Annotated in this window: 13 protein-coding genes; 9 read left to right on the top strand and 4 right to left on the bottom strand. The window is 62.5% G+C overall.

Annotation, left to right across the window (positions count from 1 at the left end; translation table 11 throughout):
• The first annotated feature begins 15 nt into the window (after positions 1 to 15).
• The 9 genes from mrdA to H045_RS17455 all read left to right on the top strand — a co-directional run bounded on the left by mrdA (position 16) and on the right by H045_RS17455 (position 9,531).
• Positions 16 to 1,914, top strand: coding sequence for a penicillin-binding protein 2 (mrdA, locus tag H045_RS17495; RefSeq protein WP_003237037.1), 1,899 nt, complete (start codon positions 16 to 18; stop codon positions 1,912 to 1,914).
• A 31-nt stretch (positions 1,915 to 1,945) separates the two neighbouring features.
• The gene (gene rodA, locus H045_RS17490) at positions 1,946 to 3,049 is read left to right on the top strand and encodes a rod shape-determining protein RodA (protein ID WP_049818608.1); all 1,104 of its coding nucleotides are present in this window, start codon (positions 1,946 to 1,948) and stop codon (positions 3,047 to 3,049) included.
• A gap of 17 nt (positions 3,050 to 3,066) precedes the next feature.
• The gene (gene mltB / locus H045_RS17485) at positions 3,067 to 4,077 is read left to right on the top strand and encodes a lytic murein transglycosylase B (RefSeq protein ID WP_003237033.1); all 1,011 of its coding nucleotides are present in this window, start codon (positions 3,067 to 3,069) and stop codon (positions 4,075 to 4,077) included.
• Positions 4,077 to 5,087, top strand: coding sequence for a septal ring lytic transglycosylase RlpA family protein (locus H045_RS17480; RefSeq protein WP_003237032.1), 1,011 nt, complete (start codon positions 4,077 to 4,079; stop codon positions 5,085 to 5,087). Before mltB ends, H045_RS17480 begins: the two co-directional genes overlap by 1 nt.
• 177 nt (positions 5,088 to 5,264) lie before the next feature.
• Positions 5,265 to 6,422, top strand: a complete 1,158-nt coding sequence (locus tag H045_RS17475) for a D-alanyl-D-alanine carboxypeptidase family protein (RefSeq protein WP_003237030.1) — start codon at positions 5,265 to 5,267, stop codon at positions 6,420 to 6,422.
• A gap of 85 nt (positions 6,423 to 6,507) precedes the next feature.
• Positions 6,508 to 6,783: a DUF493 domain-containing protein gene (locus tag H045_RS17470; RefSeq protein ID WP_003237028.1), complete on the top strand. Its 276-nt coding sequence runs from the start codon at positions 6,508 to 6,510 to the stop codon at positions 6,781 to 6,783.
• Entirely contained in the window at positions 6,783 to 7,430 is a 648-nt protein-coding gene (gene lipB / locus H045_RS17465) for a lipoyl(octanoyl) transferase LipB (RefSeq protein ID WP_003237025.1), read from the top strand. Before H045_RS17470 ends, lipB begins: the two co-directional genes overlap by 1 nt.
• Before the next feature lie 26 nt (positions 7,431 to 7,456).
• Positions 7,457 to 8,461, top strand: coding sequence for a lipoyl synthase (gene lipA / locus H045_RS17460; protein ID WP_015373031.1), 1,005 nt, complete (start codon positions 7,457 to 7,459; stop codon positions 8,459 to 8,461).
• A gap of 152 nt (positions 8,462 to 8,613) precedes the next feature.
• On the top strand, positions 8,614 to 9,531 hold the full coding sequence (locus H045_RS17455) for a S66 peptidase family protein (RefSeq protein ID WP_015373030.1): 918 nt from the start codon (positions 8,614 to 8,616) through the stop codon (positions 9,529 to 9,531).
• A 110-nt stretch (positions 9,532 to 9,641) separates the two neighbouring features.
• Here the strand turns inward: H045_RS17455 and H045_RS17450 are convergent, their stop codons facing one another.
• From H045_RS17450 to H045_RS17435, 4 genes are all read right to left on the bottom strand, one after another.
• Positions 9,642 to 10,967 carry a lytic murein transglycosylase gene (locus H045_RS17450; RefSeq protein ID WP_003237018.1) on the bottom strand — a complete coding sequence of 442 codons (1,326 nt, stop codon included), beginning with the start codon at positions 10,965 to 10,967 and terminating at the stop codon, positions 9,642 to 9,644.
• A gap of 61 nt (positions 10,968 to 11,028) precedes the next feature.
• On the bottom strand, positions 11,029 to 11,193 hold the full coding sequence (gene arfA / locus H045_RS17445) for an alternative ribosome rescue factor ArfA (RefSeq protein WP_003237016.1): 165 nt from the start codon (positions 11,191 to 11,193) through the stop codon (positions 11,029 to 11,031).
• A 101-nt stretch (positions 11,194 to 11,294) separates the two neighbouring features.
• Entirely contained in the window at positions 11,295 to 12,332 is a 1,038-nt protein-coding gene (gene holA, locus H045_RS17440) for a DNA polymerase III subunit delta (RefSeq protein WP_003237014.1), read from the bottom strand.
• A gap of 39 nt (positions 12,333 to 12,371) precedes the next feature.
• Positions 12,372 to 12,977, bottom strand: a complete 606-nt coding sequence (locus H045_RS17435; protein WP_003237012.1) for an LPS-assembly lipoprotein LptE — start codon at positions 12,975 to 12,977, stop codon at positions 12,372 to 12,374.
• Between the last annotated feature and the right edge of the window lie 7 nt (positions 12,978 to 12,984).

Genomic DNA, 12,984 nt, shown 5'->3' with positions numbered 1-12,984 from the left:
TCTGCGCCGCGCCCGATGACTCAGCCGATCCGCATCAAGGACCACGAGAAAGACGCACGTCTGGTACGCGCTCGGGTCGTGTTTGGTGCTTTTCTGGTGGTGGGGTTGATCGGCGTGCTGGTCGCGCGCCTGTATTTCCTGCAGGTGATCCAGTACGACTATCACTCCACGCTGTCTGAAAACAACCGCGTGCATGTGCAGCCGATCCCACCGACCCGTGGGCTGATTTTCGACCGCAATGGCGTGGTGGTCGCCGACAACCGTCCCAGCTTCAGCCTGAGCATGACCCGCGAGCGCTCCGGCAACTGGCAGCAGGTGCTCGATGTGATCGTCGAGGTGCTGCAACTGACGCCGGAAGACCGGGTGATCTTCGAAAAACGCATGAAGCAGGGGCGTCGGCCGTTCGAGCCGGTGCCGATTCTGTTCGAGCTGACCGAAGAGCAGATCGCACGTATCGCGGTGAACCAGTTCCGCCTGCCCGGCGTGGAAGTGGTGGCGCAGTTGGTGCGGCACTATCCGCAGGGGCCGCACTTTGCCCACTCGGTCGGCTACATGGGGCGCATCAACGAGAAAGAGCTGAAAAGCCTCGATCCGGTCAATTACAGCGGCACCCACCACATCGGCAAAACCGGCATCGAACGGTTCTACGAGCCCGAGCTGCACGGTCAGGTGGGTTACGAAGAGGTCGAAACCAATGCGCGAGGCCGCGTGCTGCGCGTGCTCAAGCGCACCGACCCGATACCCGGCAAGGACATCGTGCTGAGCCTGGATATCAAGCTGCAGGAGGCCGCAGAGATGGCCCTGGGCGGTCGCCGTGGCGCGGTGGTAGCGCTCGATCCGAGTACTGGCGAGGTGCTGGCGATGGTCAGTCAGCCAAGCTTCGACCCTAACCTGTTCGTGACCGGCATCAGCTTCAAGGCCTATGCCGAGTTGCGCGATTCCATCGACCGACCGCTGTTCAACCGCGTGCTGCGCGGCCTGTACCCGCCGGGTTCGACCATCAAGCCGGCGGTAGCGATTGCCGGCCTGGACGCGGGCGTGGTCACCGCCTCCAGCCGTGTGTACGACCCGGGCTACTACATGCTGCCCAACTACGACCACAAATACCGCAACTGGAACCGCACCGGCGACGGTTATGTCGACCTGGACACCGCAATCATGCGCTCCAACGACACCTATTTTTACGACTTGGCCCACAAGCTGGGCATTGACCGTCTGGCGGCCTACATGGGCAAGTTCGGCCTCGGTCAGAAAGTCTCCCTGGACATGTTTGAAGAATCCCCCGGCCTGATGCCGTCGCGCGAGTGGAAGCGCGCGACCCGTCGCCAGGCGTGGTTCCCGGGTGAAACCCTGATTCTCGGCATTGGCCAGGGCTACATGCAGGCCACACCGCTGCAGTTGGCGCAGGCCACCGCATTGGTGGCCAATAAAGGCGTGTGGAATCGCCCGCACCTGGCCCGCACCATCGAAGGCGAAAAGCCGGTGGATGAGAACCCGATTCCCGACATTGTGCTGCGCGACCCGTCCGACTGGGCCAAGGTCAACCATGGCATGCAGCAAGTGATGCACGGCGCTCGGGGCACCGCGCGCAAGGCGGCACTCGGCGCGCAGTACCGCATTGCCGGCAAGAGCGGTACGGCGCAGGTGGTGGCGATCAAGCAGGGCGAAAAGTATGACCGCAGCAAGGTCCAGGAGCGTCACCGCGACCACGCCTTGTTTGTCGGCTTTGCGCCGGCCGATGCGCCAAAAATCGTGGTGGCGGTGATGGTCGAGAACGGCGAATCCGGCTCCGGCGTGGCCGCACCGGTGGTGCGCCAGATCATGGACGCCTGGCTGCTGGCCGATGACGGCAGGCTCAAGCCCGAGTATGGCGGTCCCCCTTCAACTCCCGAGGTGACGGCCCGTGAAGAGTAACTTTGACCGCATCCTCTCCAGCGAGGACGTGATGCGTCGTCGCGCGACGTTGCTGCAGCGCATGCACATTGATGGCCCGCTGCTGATCCTGCTATTGACCTTGGCGGCCGGCAGCCTGTTCGTGCTGTATTCGGCCAGTGGCAAGGACTGGGACCTGCTGATCAAGCAGGCGTCGTCTTTCGGCCTGGGCCTGCTGTCGATGGTGGTGATCGCGCAGTTGGAGCCACGCTTCATGGCGCGTTGGGTGCCGCTGGGGTATGTCACCGGGGTGTTGCTGCTGGTGGTGGTGGACGTGATGGGCCACAACGCCATGGGCGCGACGCGCTGGATCAACATTCCCGGGGTGATTCGCTTCCAACCGTCGGAATTCATGAAGATCCTGATGCCGGCCACCATTGCCTGGTATCTGTCCAAGCGCACGTTGCCGCCACAGCTCAAGCACGTGGGCATCAGCCTGATTCTGATCGGTATCCCGTTCATCCTGATCGTGCGTCAACCCGACCTCGGTACTTCGTTGCTGATCCTTGCCGGCGGCGCCTTCGTGCTGTTCATGGGCGGCCTGCGCTGGCGCTGGATCCTCAGCGTGCTGGCGGCTGCGGTGCCGGTGGCGGTCGCAATGTGGTTCTTTTTCATGCACGACTATCAGAAGCAGCGGATCCTCACTTTCCTCGACCCGGAAAGCGACCCGTTGGGCACCGGCTGGAACATCATCCAGTCCAAGGCTGCCATCGGTTCCGGTGGCGTGTTCGGCAAGGGCTGGTTGCTGGGCACCCAGTCGCATCTGGACTTTTTGCCCGAAAGCCACACCGACTTCATCATCGCGGTGCTGGGCGAAGAGTTCGGCCTGGTGGGCATCTGTGCGCTGCTGCTGATCTATTTGCTGCTGATCGGGCGGGGCCTGGTCATCACCGCGCAGGCGCAGACGCTGTTCGGCAAATTGCTCGCCGGCGCCCTGACCATGACTTTTTTTGTTTACGTTTTCGTCAACATCGGTATGGTCAGTGGCCTGCTGCCGGTGGTAGGGGTGCCGTTGCCGTTCATTAGCTACGGCGGAACTTCGCTGGTGACATTGCTGTCAGCGTTTGGGGTTTTGATGTCGATTCATACGCATCGCAAATGGATCGCACAGGTTTGAATAAGGTGAAGATGTCAATGCAAGTAATGCGCGGCTGGGCGACTCGGCATGCGTCCTGGATGGGCCTGATCGGGCTGCTGGGTGCATCGCAGGACACGCAGGCCGGTGACTACGATGGCTCTCCCCAGGTCGCCGAATTTGTCGGCGAAATGACCCGCGACTACGGTTTCGCCGGTGAACAGCTGATGGGCGTGTTCCGTGAGGCGCAGAAGAAGCAGGCGATCCTCGACGCCATCTCGCGCCCGGCCGAACGCGTGAAGCAGTGGAAGGAATATCGACCGATGTTCCTCACCGATGCACGCGTGGCCCGGGGCGTGGACTTCTGGCGTCAGCACGAGGCGACACTCGCCCGCGCCGAGCAGGAGTATGGCGTGCCGGCCCAGGTGATTGTCTCGATCATTGGCATCGAAACCTTCTATGGGCGCAATACCGGCAATTATCGGGTGATCGATGCCTTGTCCACCTTGGGCTTCGATTACCCGCCGCGCGCCGACTTCTTCCGCAAGGAACTGCGCGAGTTCCTGCTGTTGGCCCGCGAAGAGCAGGTCGACCCGCTAACCCTCAAGGGCTCCTACGCCGGTGCCATGGGGCTGCCGCAGTTCATGCCGAGCAGCTTTCGCGCCTACGCAGTGGACTTTGACGGCGACGGCCACATCAATATCTGGAGCAACCCGGACGATGCCATCGGCAGCGTGGCCAGCTACTTCAAGCAGCATGGCTGGGTAGCCGGCGAACCGGTGGTGGTGCGCGCCACTGTCAGCGGCGAACGCGCCGACGAAGGCTTGACCCAGGGCATCGAACCGGCCAAGACCGTCGGGGAGTTGCGGGCGCTGGGCTGGTCGAGTCAGAATGCGCCGGGAGACGAGCTGCCGGTGACGGCGTTCCGCCTGGAAGGCGAAAACGGCCCTGAATACTGGATGGGGCTGCAGAATTTTTACGCAATCACGCGTTATAACCGCAGTGTGATGTACGCCATGGCCGTGCATCAGCTGTCAGACATGCTGGTCCAAGCACGGGGCACCAAGTAATGCGGGCATCGCCGTTTCATAAACCGCTCAAGCTGGTGGCGTTTGCCGCGTTGTCCTTGCTGGTTGTCAGTTGTTCCACGTCCACCCCCACCAGCCGCGGGCCGGTGCCCAAGGCCGGTGGCGCCATTGTGCGCGCCCAGCCGGGCCTGGACATCAACCGCGCGCACAAGGACGGCGCGCCGTGGTGGGACGTGGATGTGTCGAAGATCCCGGATGCCACGCCGACCCTGCACACCGGTCCCTACAAGGCCAACCCCTACACCGTGCTGGGCAAGAATTACTTCCCGCTGCAGGAATCCAGAACCTACGTCCAGTCGGGCACGGCGTCCTGGTACGGCACCAAGTTCCACGGCCAGAACACCGCCAATGGCGAGGTCTATGACCTCTATGGCATGAGCGCGGCCCACAAGACATTGCCGCTGCCCAGCTATGTGCGGGTGACCAACCTGGACAACAACCGCACGGTAATCCTGCGGGTTAACGACCGTGGGCCGTTCTATTCCGACCGTATCATCGACTTGTCCTACGCTGCCGCGAAGAAACTCGGCTATGCCGAAACCGGCACCGCGCGGGTCAAGGTCGAAGGCATCGACCCTGCGCAGTACTGGGCTCAGCGCGGCAAGCCAGCGCCATTGATGCTCAACGAGCCGCGCACCGCGCAGCCGCCAGTGACTGCCTCCACCGGCAAGATCGAACAGTGGACGCCACCGCCCGCGCAGCATGCGCCGGACACCGTGGTCGTGCCCCATGCCGCACCTGGCGCGTCCATGGCTGGCGGGCAATTCCTGCAGGTGGGCGCTTTCGCCAACCCGGATGCGGCAGAACTGTTAAGGTCCAAACTCAGCGGCATGGTCAACGCACCGGTTTTCATCAGTTCCATTGTGCGTAACCAGCAGACCCTGCACCGTGTACGCATGGGGCCGATCGGCTCGCCGAGCGAGGTCGCGCAGGTGCAGAACAGCGTACGCCTGGCCAACCTGGGGCAGCCCAAGCTGGTTACCGCCGAATAAACCCGATTGAAGGTTCAGGCTCCTGCGGGGCTCGAACCCTGGTTGCTGGCTCGTTGAACAACAAAACCCAGGGGCAAGGGGTGAGCGGGCAATCGAACACGCGACAGTCTGGCAACGGGCTGTCTGAATAAGTTTTGCCCGCGAGGGCAAGTTTCCATACGCAATTTCGAGAGACGGATGAACATCACCACCTTAGCCAAACGCACGTGTCTGCTTATCTCGCTGATCATCACCCCGGCCGCCTGGGCGGTTGAAATGGTGCCGGCTTCCCCGCAACTGGCCGCCAAGGCCTGGGTCCTCATGGATGCCGCCAGCGGCAACGTGCTGGTCGAGAACGGCGGTGACGTGCGCCTGCCGCCCGCCAGCCTGACCAAGCTGATGACCGCCTACATCGCGACCCTGGAAATCCGTCGCGGCCAGATCGGCGAGAACGATCCGGTTACCGTCAGCGAAAACGCCTGGCGTACCGGCGGTTCGCGGATGTTCATCAAGGTCGGCTCACAAGTCACCGTGAGCGACCTGCTGCACGGCATCATCATCCAGTCGGGTAACGACGCCAGCGTGGCCCTGGCCGAACACATCGCCGGCAGCGAAGACGCGTTCGCCGACATGATGAACAAGACCGCCGGCGACCTGGGCATGACCAACAGCCACTTCATGAACCCAACCGGCCTGCCGAACCCGGAGCACTACTCGTCGGCTCACGACATGGCGATCCTGGCGCGCGCAATCATCCGCGTCGACCCGGTGCACTACGCGATCTACTCCCAGAAGGAATTCTTCTGGAACAACATCAAGCAGCCCAACCGCAACCTGTTGCTGTGGCGTGACAAGACCGTCGATGGCCTGAAAACCGGCCACACCGACGAAGCCGGTTACTGCATGGTGTCGTCCGCCGTACGTGATGGCCAGCGCCTGATCGCCGTGGTATTCGGCACCAACAGCGAGCAGGCCCGTGCGGCCGAAACGCAAAAGCTGCTGACCTACGGCTTCCGTTTCTTCGAAACCCAGACCTTCTACCAGAAGGGCACCGAGCTTGCGACTGCACCGGTGTGGAAGGGCGCGACCTCGCAGGTCAAGGCCGGCCTGGCTGACGACCTGACCCTGACCATGCCTAAAGGCCAGTTGAAGAAGCTCGCTGCCAGCATGACCATGAACCCGCAACTGGTTGCGCCTATCGCCAAGGGCGATGTGATCGGTAAAGTCGAAGTGAAGCTGGACGACAAGGTGGTGCACAGCGCCGACCTGATCGCGCTGGACGCCGTCGACGAAGGTGGAATCTTCCGCCGCGTGTGGGATAGCATCCGTCTGTTCTTCTACGGCTTGTTCAACTGATTGTGCGCACCTGCAAAGCCCCGCGTTGATCCGACGCGGGGCTTTGCCCGTCGCCACGGCTTACCGCTTACGAGGCTGTTCTGCCATGACCGATAAAGAAGTAAAGGCGCCAAAGATCGAATTCCCGGTGACGGACTACCCCGTCAAGGTGATCAGCGATACCGGTGCAGGCAACAAGGACAAGATCCTCGAGATCGTGCGTAAACACGCGACGATCAACGACAACCGGGTGGACGAGCGTTCGAGCACCAACGGTAAATACACCACGATCCAGTTGCACATCGTTGCGACCGGTCAGGAACAACTCTACGACATCAACAGTGAACTGCGGGCCACCGGCTTCGTGCACATGGTGTTGTGATGCCCGCCGTACTGGGCTTTCGCGAGCTTGGCCAGATGGCCTATGAGCCCGTATGGCATGCCATGCAGCGTTTCACCAACGAGCGCGGCACCTCGGCACCGGACGAGATCTGGCTGGTGGAACACCCGCCGGTGTTCACCCAGGGGCAGGCCGGCAAAGCCGAGCACTTGCTGGTGCCAGGTGATATTCCAGTGGTGCAGGTCGACCGAGGTGGTCAAGTGACTTACCATGGTCCCGGCCAACTGGTGGCTTACCTGCTGCTGGATGTGCGCAAGCTGGGCTTTGGCGTGCGCGATCTGGTCAGCCGCATGGAGGCGTGCCTGATCGAGCTGCTGGCCAGTTATGGCGTGAGCGCCGCCGCCAAGCCCGATGCCCCCGGCGTGTATGTGAACGGCGCAAAAATCGCCTCGCTGGGGTTGCGCATTCGCCATGGTTGTTCCTTTCATGGCCTGGCGCTGAATGTGGACATGGACCTGGCGCCATTTCGTCGCATCAACCCCTGTGGTTATGCGGGGCTTGCGATGACGCAACTGAGCGAGCACGCCACACCGATTAAATTTGCCGAGGTAAGTGCCCGGCTGCGCGCGCAGCTCGTCAAACACCTCGACTATGCTGAGCAGACGACCCTCACGGGCGGAATCGACTGATTATGACTACTGATGCAGTGCAAACCATGATCCCGACGCTGGACATCACCGAGCGTCCGGCCCCGGCCCCGCGTGCCAAGGTGGAAGCCGGCGTCAAGCTGCGTGGCGCCGAAAAGGTTGCACGCATCCCGGTCAAGATCATTCCCACCACCGAACTTCCGAAGAAACCCGACTGGATCCGCGTGCGCATCCCGGTCTCGCCGGAAGTCGACCGTATCAAGGCGCTGCTGCGCAAACACAAGCTGCACAGCGTGTGCGAAGAGGCGTCCTGCCCGAACCTGGGTGAATGCTTCTCCGGCGGCACTGCCACCTTTATGATCATGGGTGACATCTGCACCCGCCGCTGCCCGTTCTGCGACGTGGGCCATGGCCGTCCGAAGCCGCTGGACGTGAACGAGCCGGAAAGCCTGGCCATCGCCATCGCCGACCTCAAGCTCAAATACGTGGTGATCACCTCGGTGGACCGCGACGACCTGCGTGACGGCGGTGCCCAGCACTTCGCCGACTGCATCCGCGAAATCCGCAAGCTGTCGCCGAACGTGATGCTTGAAACCCTGGTGCCGGACTACCGTGGCCGCATGGACGTGGCGCTGGAAATCACCGCCGCCGAGCCACCGGATGTGTTCAACCACAACCTGGAAACCGTGCCGCGCCTGTACAAGGCCGCGCGTCCGGGTTCGGACTACCAGTGGTCGCTGACCCTGCTGCAGAAGTTCAAGCAGATTATGCCGCATATCCCGACCAAATCCGGCCTGATGCTGGGCCTGGGCGAAACCGATGAAGAAGTGATCGAAGTTATGAAGCGCATGCGCGAACACGACATCGACATGCTGACCCTCGGCCAGTACCTGCAACCGTCGCGCAGCCACTTGCCGGTGCAGCGTTTCGTGCACCCGGACGTTTTCGCCTGGTTCGCCGAGGAAGGCTACAAGATGGGCTTCAAGAACGTGGCATCGGGCCCGTTGGTACGTTCGTCGTACCACGCCGACGAGCAGGCCAAACTGGTCAAGGCCAGCCTGGTTTCCGCCTAGAGCGCTGAGTAGCACCGCAGGCCCGAAGTGCAGGAAGGGCCAATGTGGGAGGGGGCTTGCTTCCGATAGCGGTGTTTCAGTCACCTGATGTATTGACTGTCACACCGCTATCGGGAGCAAGCCCCCTCCCACTTTTTGCATGGAGAACATGGATGAACGCCGCCGTACCCGCATTGCGCCCCGAAGGCACCATCGCCCTGATCGCTCCGGCCGGGCCTGCCGCGCTGCACGTCGAAAAAGCCGAACAGTGGATGCGCAATCGCGGCTATGGTCTGCGCACCTACCCGGGTGTGTACGAGCGTGACGGCTACCTCGCCGGCAGCGATAAAACCCGCCTCGCTGACCTCCACGCCGCCTTCGCCGATCCCGATATCGACGCCATCTTCTGCCTGCGCGGCGGCTACGGTACGCCGCGCCTGCTTGACAGCCTGGACTTCGGCCTGCTGCGCGCCAACCCCAAACCCTTTGTCGGCTACAGCGACATCACCGCCTTGCACCTGGCGATCAACCGGTATGCGGGCTTCGTGACCTTCCACGGGCCGATGCTCAATGCCGATCTGCTGGGCGACAAGCAGCCGCCCACCGAATCATCGTTGTTCAGCCTGCTGCGCGGCCAGCTGGGCGCTGGCAGTGAGTTGGCGCACCCGGTGGCCTTCCCGCTGACCACCCTGGAGCCTGGCATCGCCCGTGGGCGCTTGCAGGGCGGAAACCTGTCGATGATCGCCGCAGTGATGGGCACGCCATTCGAGATCGACGCGCAAGGCATCATCCTGTTTATCGAGGACGTCAACGAGCCGATCTACCGCATCGACCGTCTGCTGACGCACTTGCGCCTGGCCGGCAAGCTGGCGCAGGTGGCAGGCGTATTGGTAGGGGATGTGGCAGGGGTGGACAGCATGGCGTTGGAGCGGCTGTTGAAGCAAACCTTCGCGCCGCTGGGCGTTCCGGTACTGTCCGGCTGGCGCAGTGGGCACTGCGATCCGAATCTGACCTTGCCGCTGGGCGCATTGGTTCGCCTGGATGCGGGGGAGCAGCGGGTGGTGCTGGAGCAGGAGGTGGTCTTTAAATAGTCGTCACCTGTGAGGCCTTCATCGCGGGCAAGCCAGCTCCCACAGTTGAAATGCATTCCCCTGTGGGAGCTGGCTTGAACTGCGATAGCGATAGTCGCCTTGAGACAGATCTACCTGTTTTGCAACGATTCCAGCAACTTCACCGTCGCATAGCCATCCGCCGGCCAGCCCAGCGCCTGCTGCGCCGCGCGAATTGCCTTGCGTGTATTCGCACCGATGATCCCGTCCGGGTTGCCTGCGTCATAGCCCTTGGCGGTCAGCGCCGCCTGCAGGTCGATGCGCTGGGAACGGCTCAACGGCAATTCGTCCTTGGGCCACTCTCCGCGAATCACCCCTGCGCCACCGAACCGCTCCGACAGCAGACCCACCGCGAGCGCGTAGGAAGAGGAGTTGTTGTACTTGAGGATCGCGCGGAAGTTATCCAGCACCAGGAAGGCCGGGCCACGGTAACCGGCCGGCAGCAGCAGGGCGGCGGACAGTTGGTCGACGTTGGGCGGCATGCTCGCCCCCGGCGGTAATTGAATGCCAAGTTTCAACCATTCGGCCACGCTTTTGCGCACGCTGCCGTCGGCCAGGGCGTAATCGAAGTTGACCGGCAGTTGTTTTACCTCGAAACCCCATGGCTGGCCTTTCTGCCAGCCGGAGCTCTGCAGGTAATGCGCGGTGGAGGCGAGGGCATCGGCCGGGCTGTTCCAGATATCGCGGCGACCGTCGCCATCGAAGTCCACGGCATGGGTGTTGTAGGTGGTCGGGATAAATTGGGTCTGGCCCATGGCGCCGGCCCAGGAGCCTTTCATCTGGTCGGCCTGGATATCGCCATGCTGGATGATCTGCAGCGCGGCGAGCAATTGCGCCTGGGCAAATGCCGGGCGACGGCCCTCATAGGCCAGCGTGGCCAGGGAGCGGATGACCGAGTTATTACCCTGGAACGCGCCGAAATTACTCTCCATGCCCCATACCGAGACCAGCGCCTGACGGTCCACGCCATAGCGTTGCTCGATGCTCTGCAGGATATCGGCGTACTTGATCAGCAGCGCCTGACCATTGCGCACGCGCACTGCCGACAGGGCGCCGTCGAGGTATTCCCAGACTGGCCGGGAAAACTCCGGCTGGCTGCGGTCGGCGCGAATCACCGCCATGTCGGGGGTGACGTTGGCGAAGGCATTATCAAAGACGGCGGGGGTGATCCCGGCTTTCAGCGCGTCCACGCGGAACCCGGCCTGCCATTCGGCAAAGGTCTGGGTGGGCTGGATATCAAGATTGTCCACCGCCAAAGGTGCAACCACGGCAGGCGCAACGGCCGGCACGCTCTGGATTTTCGGCAAAGGCTGGGCGTCGGCGGCGGTGGGTTTCTCGGCGCAGGCGACAAGCAGAACAAGGCTGGAGGCAGCAATCAATTGGCGCAGGTGCCAACGACGGGAAAGGCTAGAGGGCATGCACAGGTCCAGGGGTTACAAATCAAGTGCAGACCTTATCATGCCGGAGGGGCGCTTGCCTTCAGGCAGCCAGAAAGTAAGAAGCCTCCCAGCTGTCAGACTGGAAGGCTTCGCGGCGGTAGCTGCCTTTGCCCTTGCCGGCGCGTTCCTGTCGGCTGCGGAACAATGGCTGGGCGATGATGGATTTGGCCTTGTTGGGGCCATGCTTGGATGGCTTTTTGCTCATGATGAGTACTCTCAATGGACGGGTGGAACGGCGCAAATAATCGGCCGAATCGGCGGGGCTGTAAAGCCTGAGAATTGTAAATACAGATCAAATGCGAGGGGTTATTCGGCGGGCAGTGTGAGGCGCTGGCCGGCCATCAACAGCGACAAACGGCTCAAGCTCATCCAGGGCGAGCCTGCCGCCTGGCCTTTGATCTGCGCATCGATACGCTGCGCCTCCAGCAACAACTGCGCCCAGCGTTGCGCCGTGTGCCGTTGCAGGGCTTTGCTCATCAGGGGCTTGCGCTTGTCCCACACCGGTGGGCGGGCCTGGCTGAAGCATTTGTCCAGCGGCGTGCCCTGGCTGTATTGCAGGGCGATATTAGCCAATACCCGCAGCTCCCGGGCCAGGGCCCATAGAATCACCGGCGGCTCCACCCCTTCGCCGCGCAAGCCTTCGAGCATGCGCAGGGCATGGGCCGGCTCGCCGTTGAGGATCGCGTCCACCAGCCCGAACACGTCAAAGCGCGCGCTGTCGGCCACCGCACCTTGCACGGTTTCGACGGTAATTTGCCCGTCTTCAGCCATCAACTTGAGCTTTTCGATCTCCTGGGCGGCAGCCAGCAGGTTGCCCTCCACCCGCGCTGCGATCAGCTCCACAGCGTCCTGCGTCGCCGACAGCCCTGATTGGGACAGGCGTTGACGAATCCATTGCGGTAGCTGATTGCTGTCCACCGGCCAGATCTGAATGAACTGGGTTTGTGCACCCTCGACCAGCGCCTTGCCCCACTTGGTTTTCTGCGCACTGCCGTCGAGCTTGGGCAGGCTGATCAGCAACACCGTGTCTTCGGCAGGCCGTGCACAGTATTCCATCAACGCCGCCGCACCCTTGTCGCCGGGCTTGCCCGAGGGCAGGCGCAGTTCCAGCAGGCGCTTTTCGGCAAACAGCGACATGCTGGCGCCGGCTTGCAGCAGCGTGCCCCAGTCGAAACTGGCATCGGCGCTGAACACCTGGCGCTCATCGAAACCTTGCTGGCGTGCGGCGCTGCGAATGGCGTCCGCCGCTTCCTGGCACAGCAGCGGGTCGTCGCCGCTGACGATGTACACAGGCGCGAGGCCGCCTTGCAGGTGTTTGGCGAGTTGGGCGGGGGCGAGTTTCATAGGCGGGGCGAACGGGGCGCCTGGGGCGCCCCGTCTGGCTTACTCGACAGGGACTTCAACAGGCGATTGTTTCGGCGTGTTGTTTTCGTACTCTTGCGCCGCTTTCAGCGCATCGGCGTCAGCCTTGGCCTTGTCGTCAGCGCGTTGCTGCAATGTCTCAAGTTGTTGCGGAGTCAGCAGCGACAGGCGCAGGACCATGCGCTGGACCAGATCACGCCGCATTTCCTTGCGTACCTGAATGATTTGCGAGTCAGAACCTACCAGGTTATTGCCGTCGTGGCTGACGACCTTCTGCACCTGGATCTTGTCACTCATCAACGGCAGCTTGTCACGGCCCTGGATTTCAAAGGTCAGCTCGGTGCTCAGCTCGATGTCCGAGGCACGGCCGGCGCTGGCGTAGCTCAGGTTACGCTGGGTGTCGCGCTCGTCGGCCAGGAACAGCTTGTAGGGCGCGCCGGTGTAGATGCGCGCGCCGCTGCCTTCCAGCACCTGACGCAGTTGTGTCACGGTTTCGCCGTAGGCGTTGCGGGCGCTGACGTCCCATTCCTTGATCGCCAGTTCATTGGTGCCGGTGCCGCGCAACTGGAAGCCGCATGCGCTCAGCAGCACGGCAAGGCCCATCACCAGCAAATTGCGTTTGATCATTTTTGTT

It is taken from the genome of Pseudomonas poae RE*1-1-14 (assembly GCF_000336465.1).
Lineage (GTDB): Bacteria > Pseudomonadota > Gammaproteobacteria > Pseudomonadales > Pseudomonadaceae > Aquipseudomonas > Aquipseudomonas poae.
The sequence above is the reverse complement of the archived record's forward strand: the minus strand, read 5'-3'. Positions and strand labels throughout refer to the sequence as shown.

Coding starts and splice junctions, on each gene's coding strand:
- mrdA (WP_003237037.1), top strand. CDS start 16: ATGACTCAGCCGATCCGCATCAAGGACCACGAGAAAGACGCACGTCTG.
- rodA (WP_049818608.1), top strand. CDS start 1,946: ATGCGTCGTCGCGCGACGTTGCTGCAGCGCATGCACATTGATGGCCCG.
- mltB (WP_003237033.1), top strand. CDS start 3,067: ATGCAAGTAATGCGCGGCTGGGCGACTCGGCATGCGTCCTGGATGGGC.
- H045_RS17480 (WP_003237032.1), top strand. CDS start 4,077: ATGCGGGCATCGCCGTTTCATAAACCGCTCAAGCTGGTGGCGTTTGCC.
- H045_RS17475 (WP_003237030.1), top strand. CDS start 5,265: ATGAACATCACCACCTTAGCCAAACGCACGTGTCTGCTTATCTCGCTG.
- H045_RS17470 (WP_003237028.1), top strand. CDS start 6,508: ATGACCGATAAAGAAGTAAAGGCGCCAAAGATCGAATTCCCGGTGACG.
- lipB (WP_003237025.1), top strand. CDS start 6,783: ATGCCCGCCGTACTGGGCTTTCGCGAGCTTGGCCAGATGGCCTATGAG.
- lipA (WP_015373031.1), top strand. CDS start 7,457: ATGATCCCGACGCTGGACATCACCGAGCGTCCGGCCCCGGCCCCGCGT.
- H045_RS17455 (WP_015373030.1), top strand. CDS start 8,614: ATGAACGCCGCCGTACCCGCATTGCGCCCCGAAGGCACCATCGCCCTG.
- H045_RS17450 (WP_003237018.1), bottom strand. CDS start 10,967: ATGCCCTCTAGCCTTTCCCGTCGTTGGCACCTGCGCCAATTGATTGCT.
- arfA (WP_003237016.1), bottom strand. CDS start 11,193: ATGAGCAAAAAGCCATCCAAGCATGGCCCCAACAAGGCCAAATCCATC.
- holA (WP_003237014.1), bottom strand. CDS start 12,332: ATGAAACTCGCCCCCGCCCAACTCGCCAAACACCTGCAAGGCGGCCTC.
- H045_RS17435 (WP_003237012.1), bottom strand. CDS start 12,977: ATGATCAAACGCAATTTGCTGGTGATGGGCCTTGCCGTGCTGCTGAGC.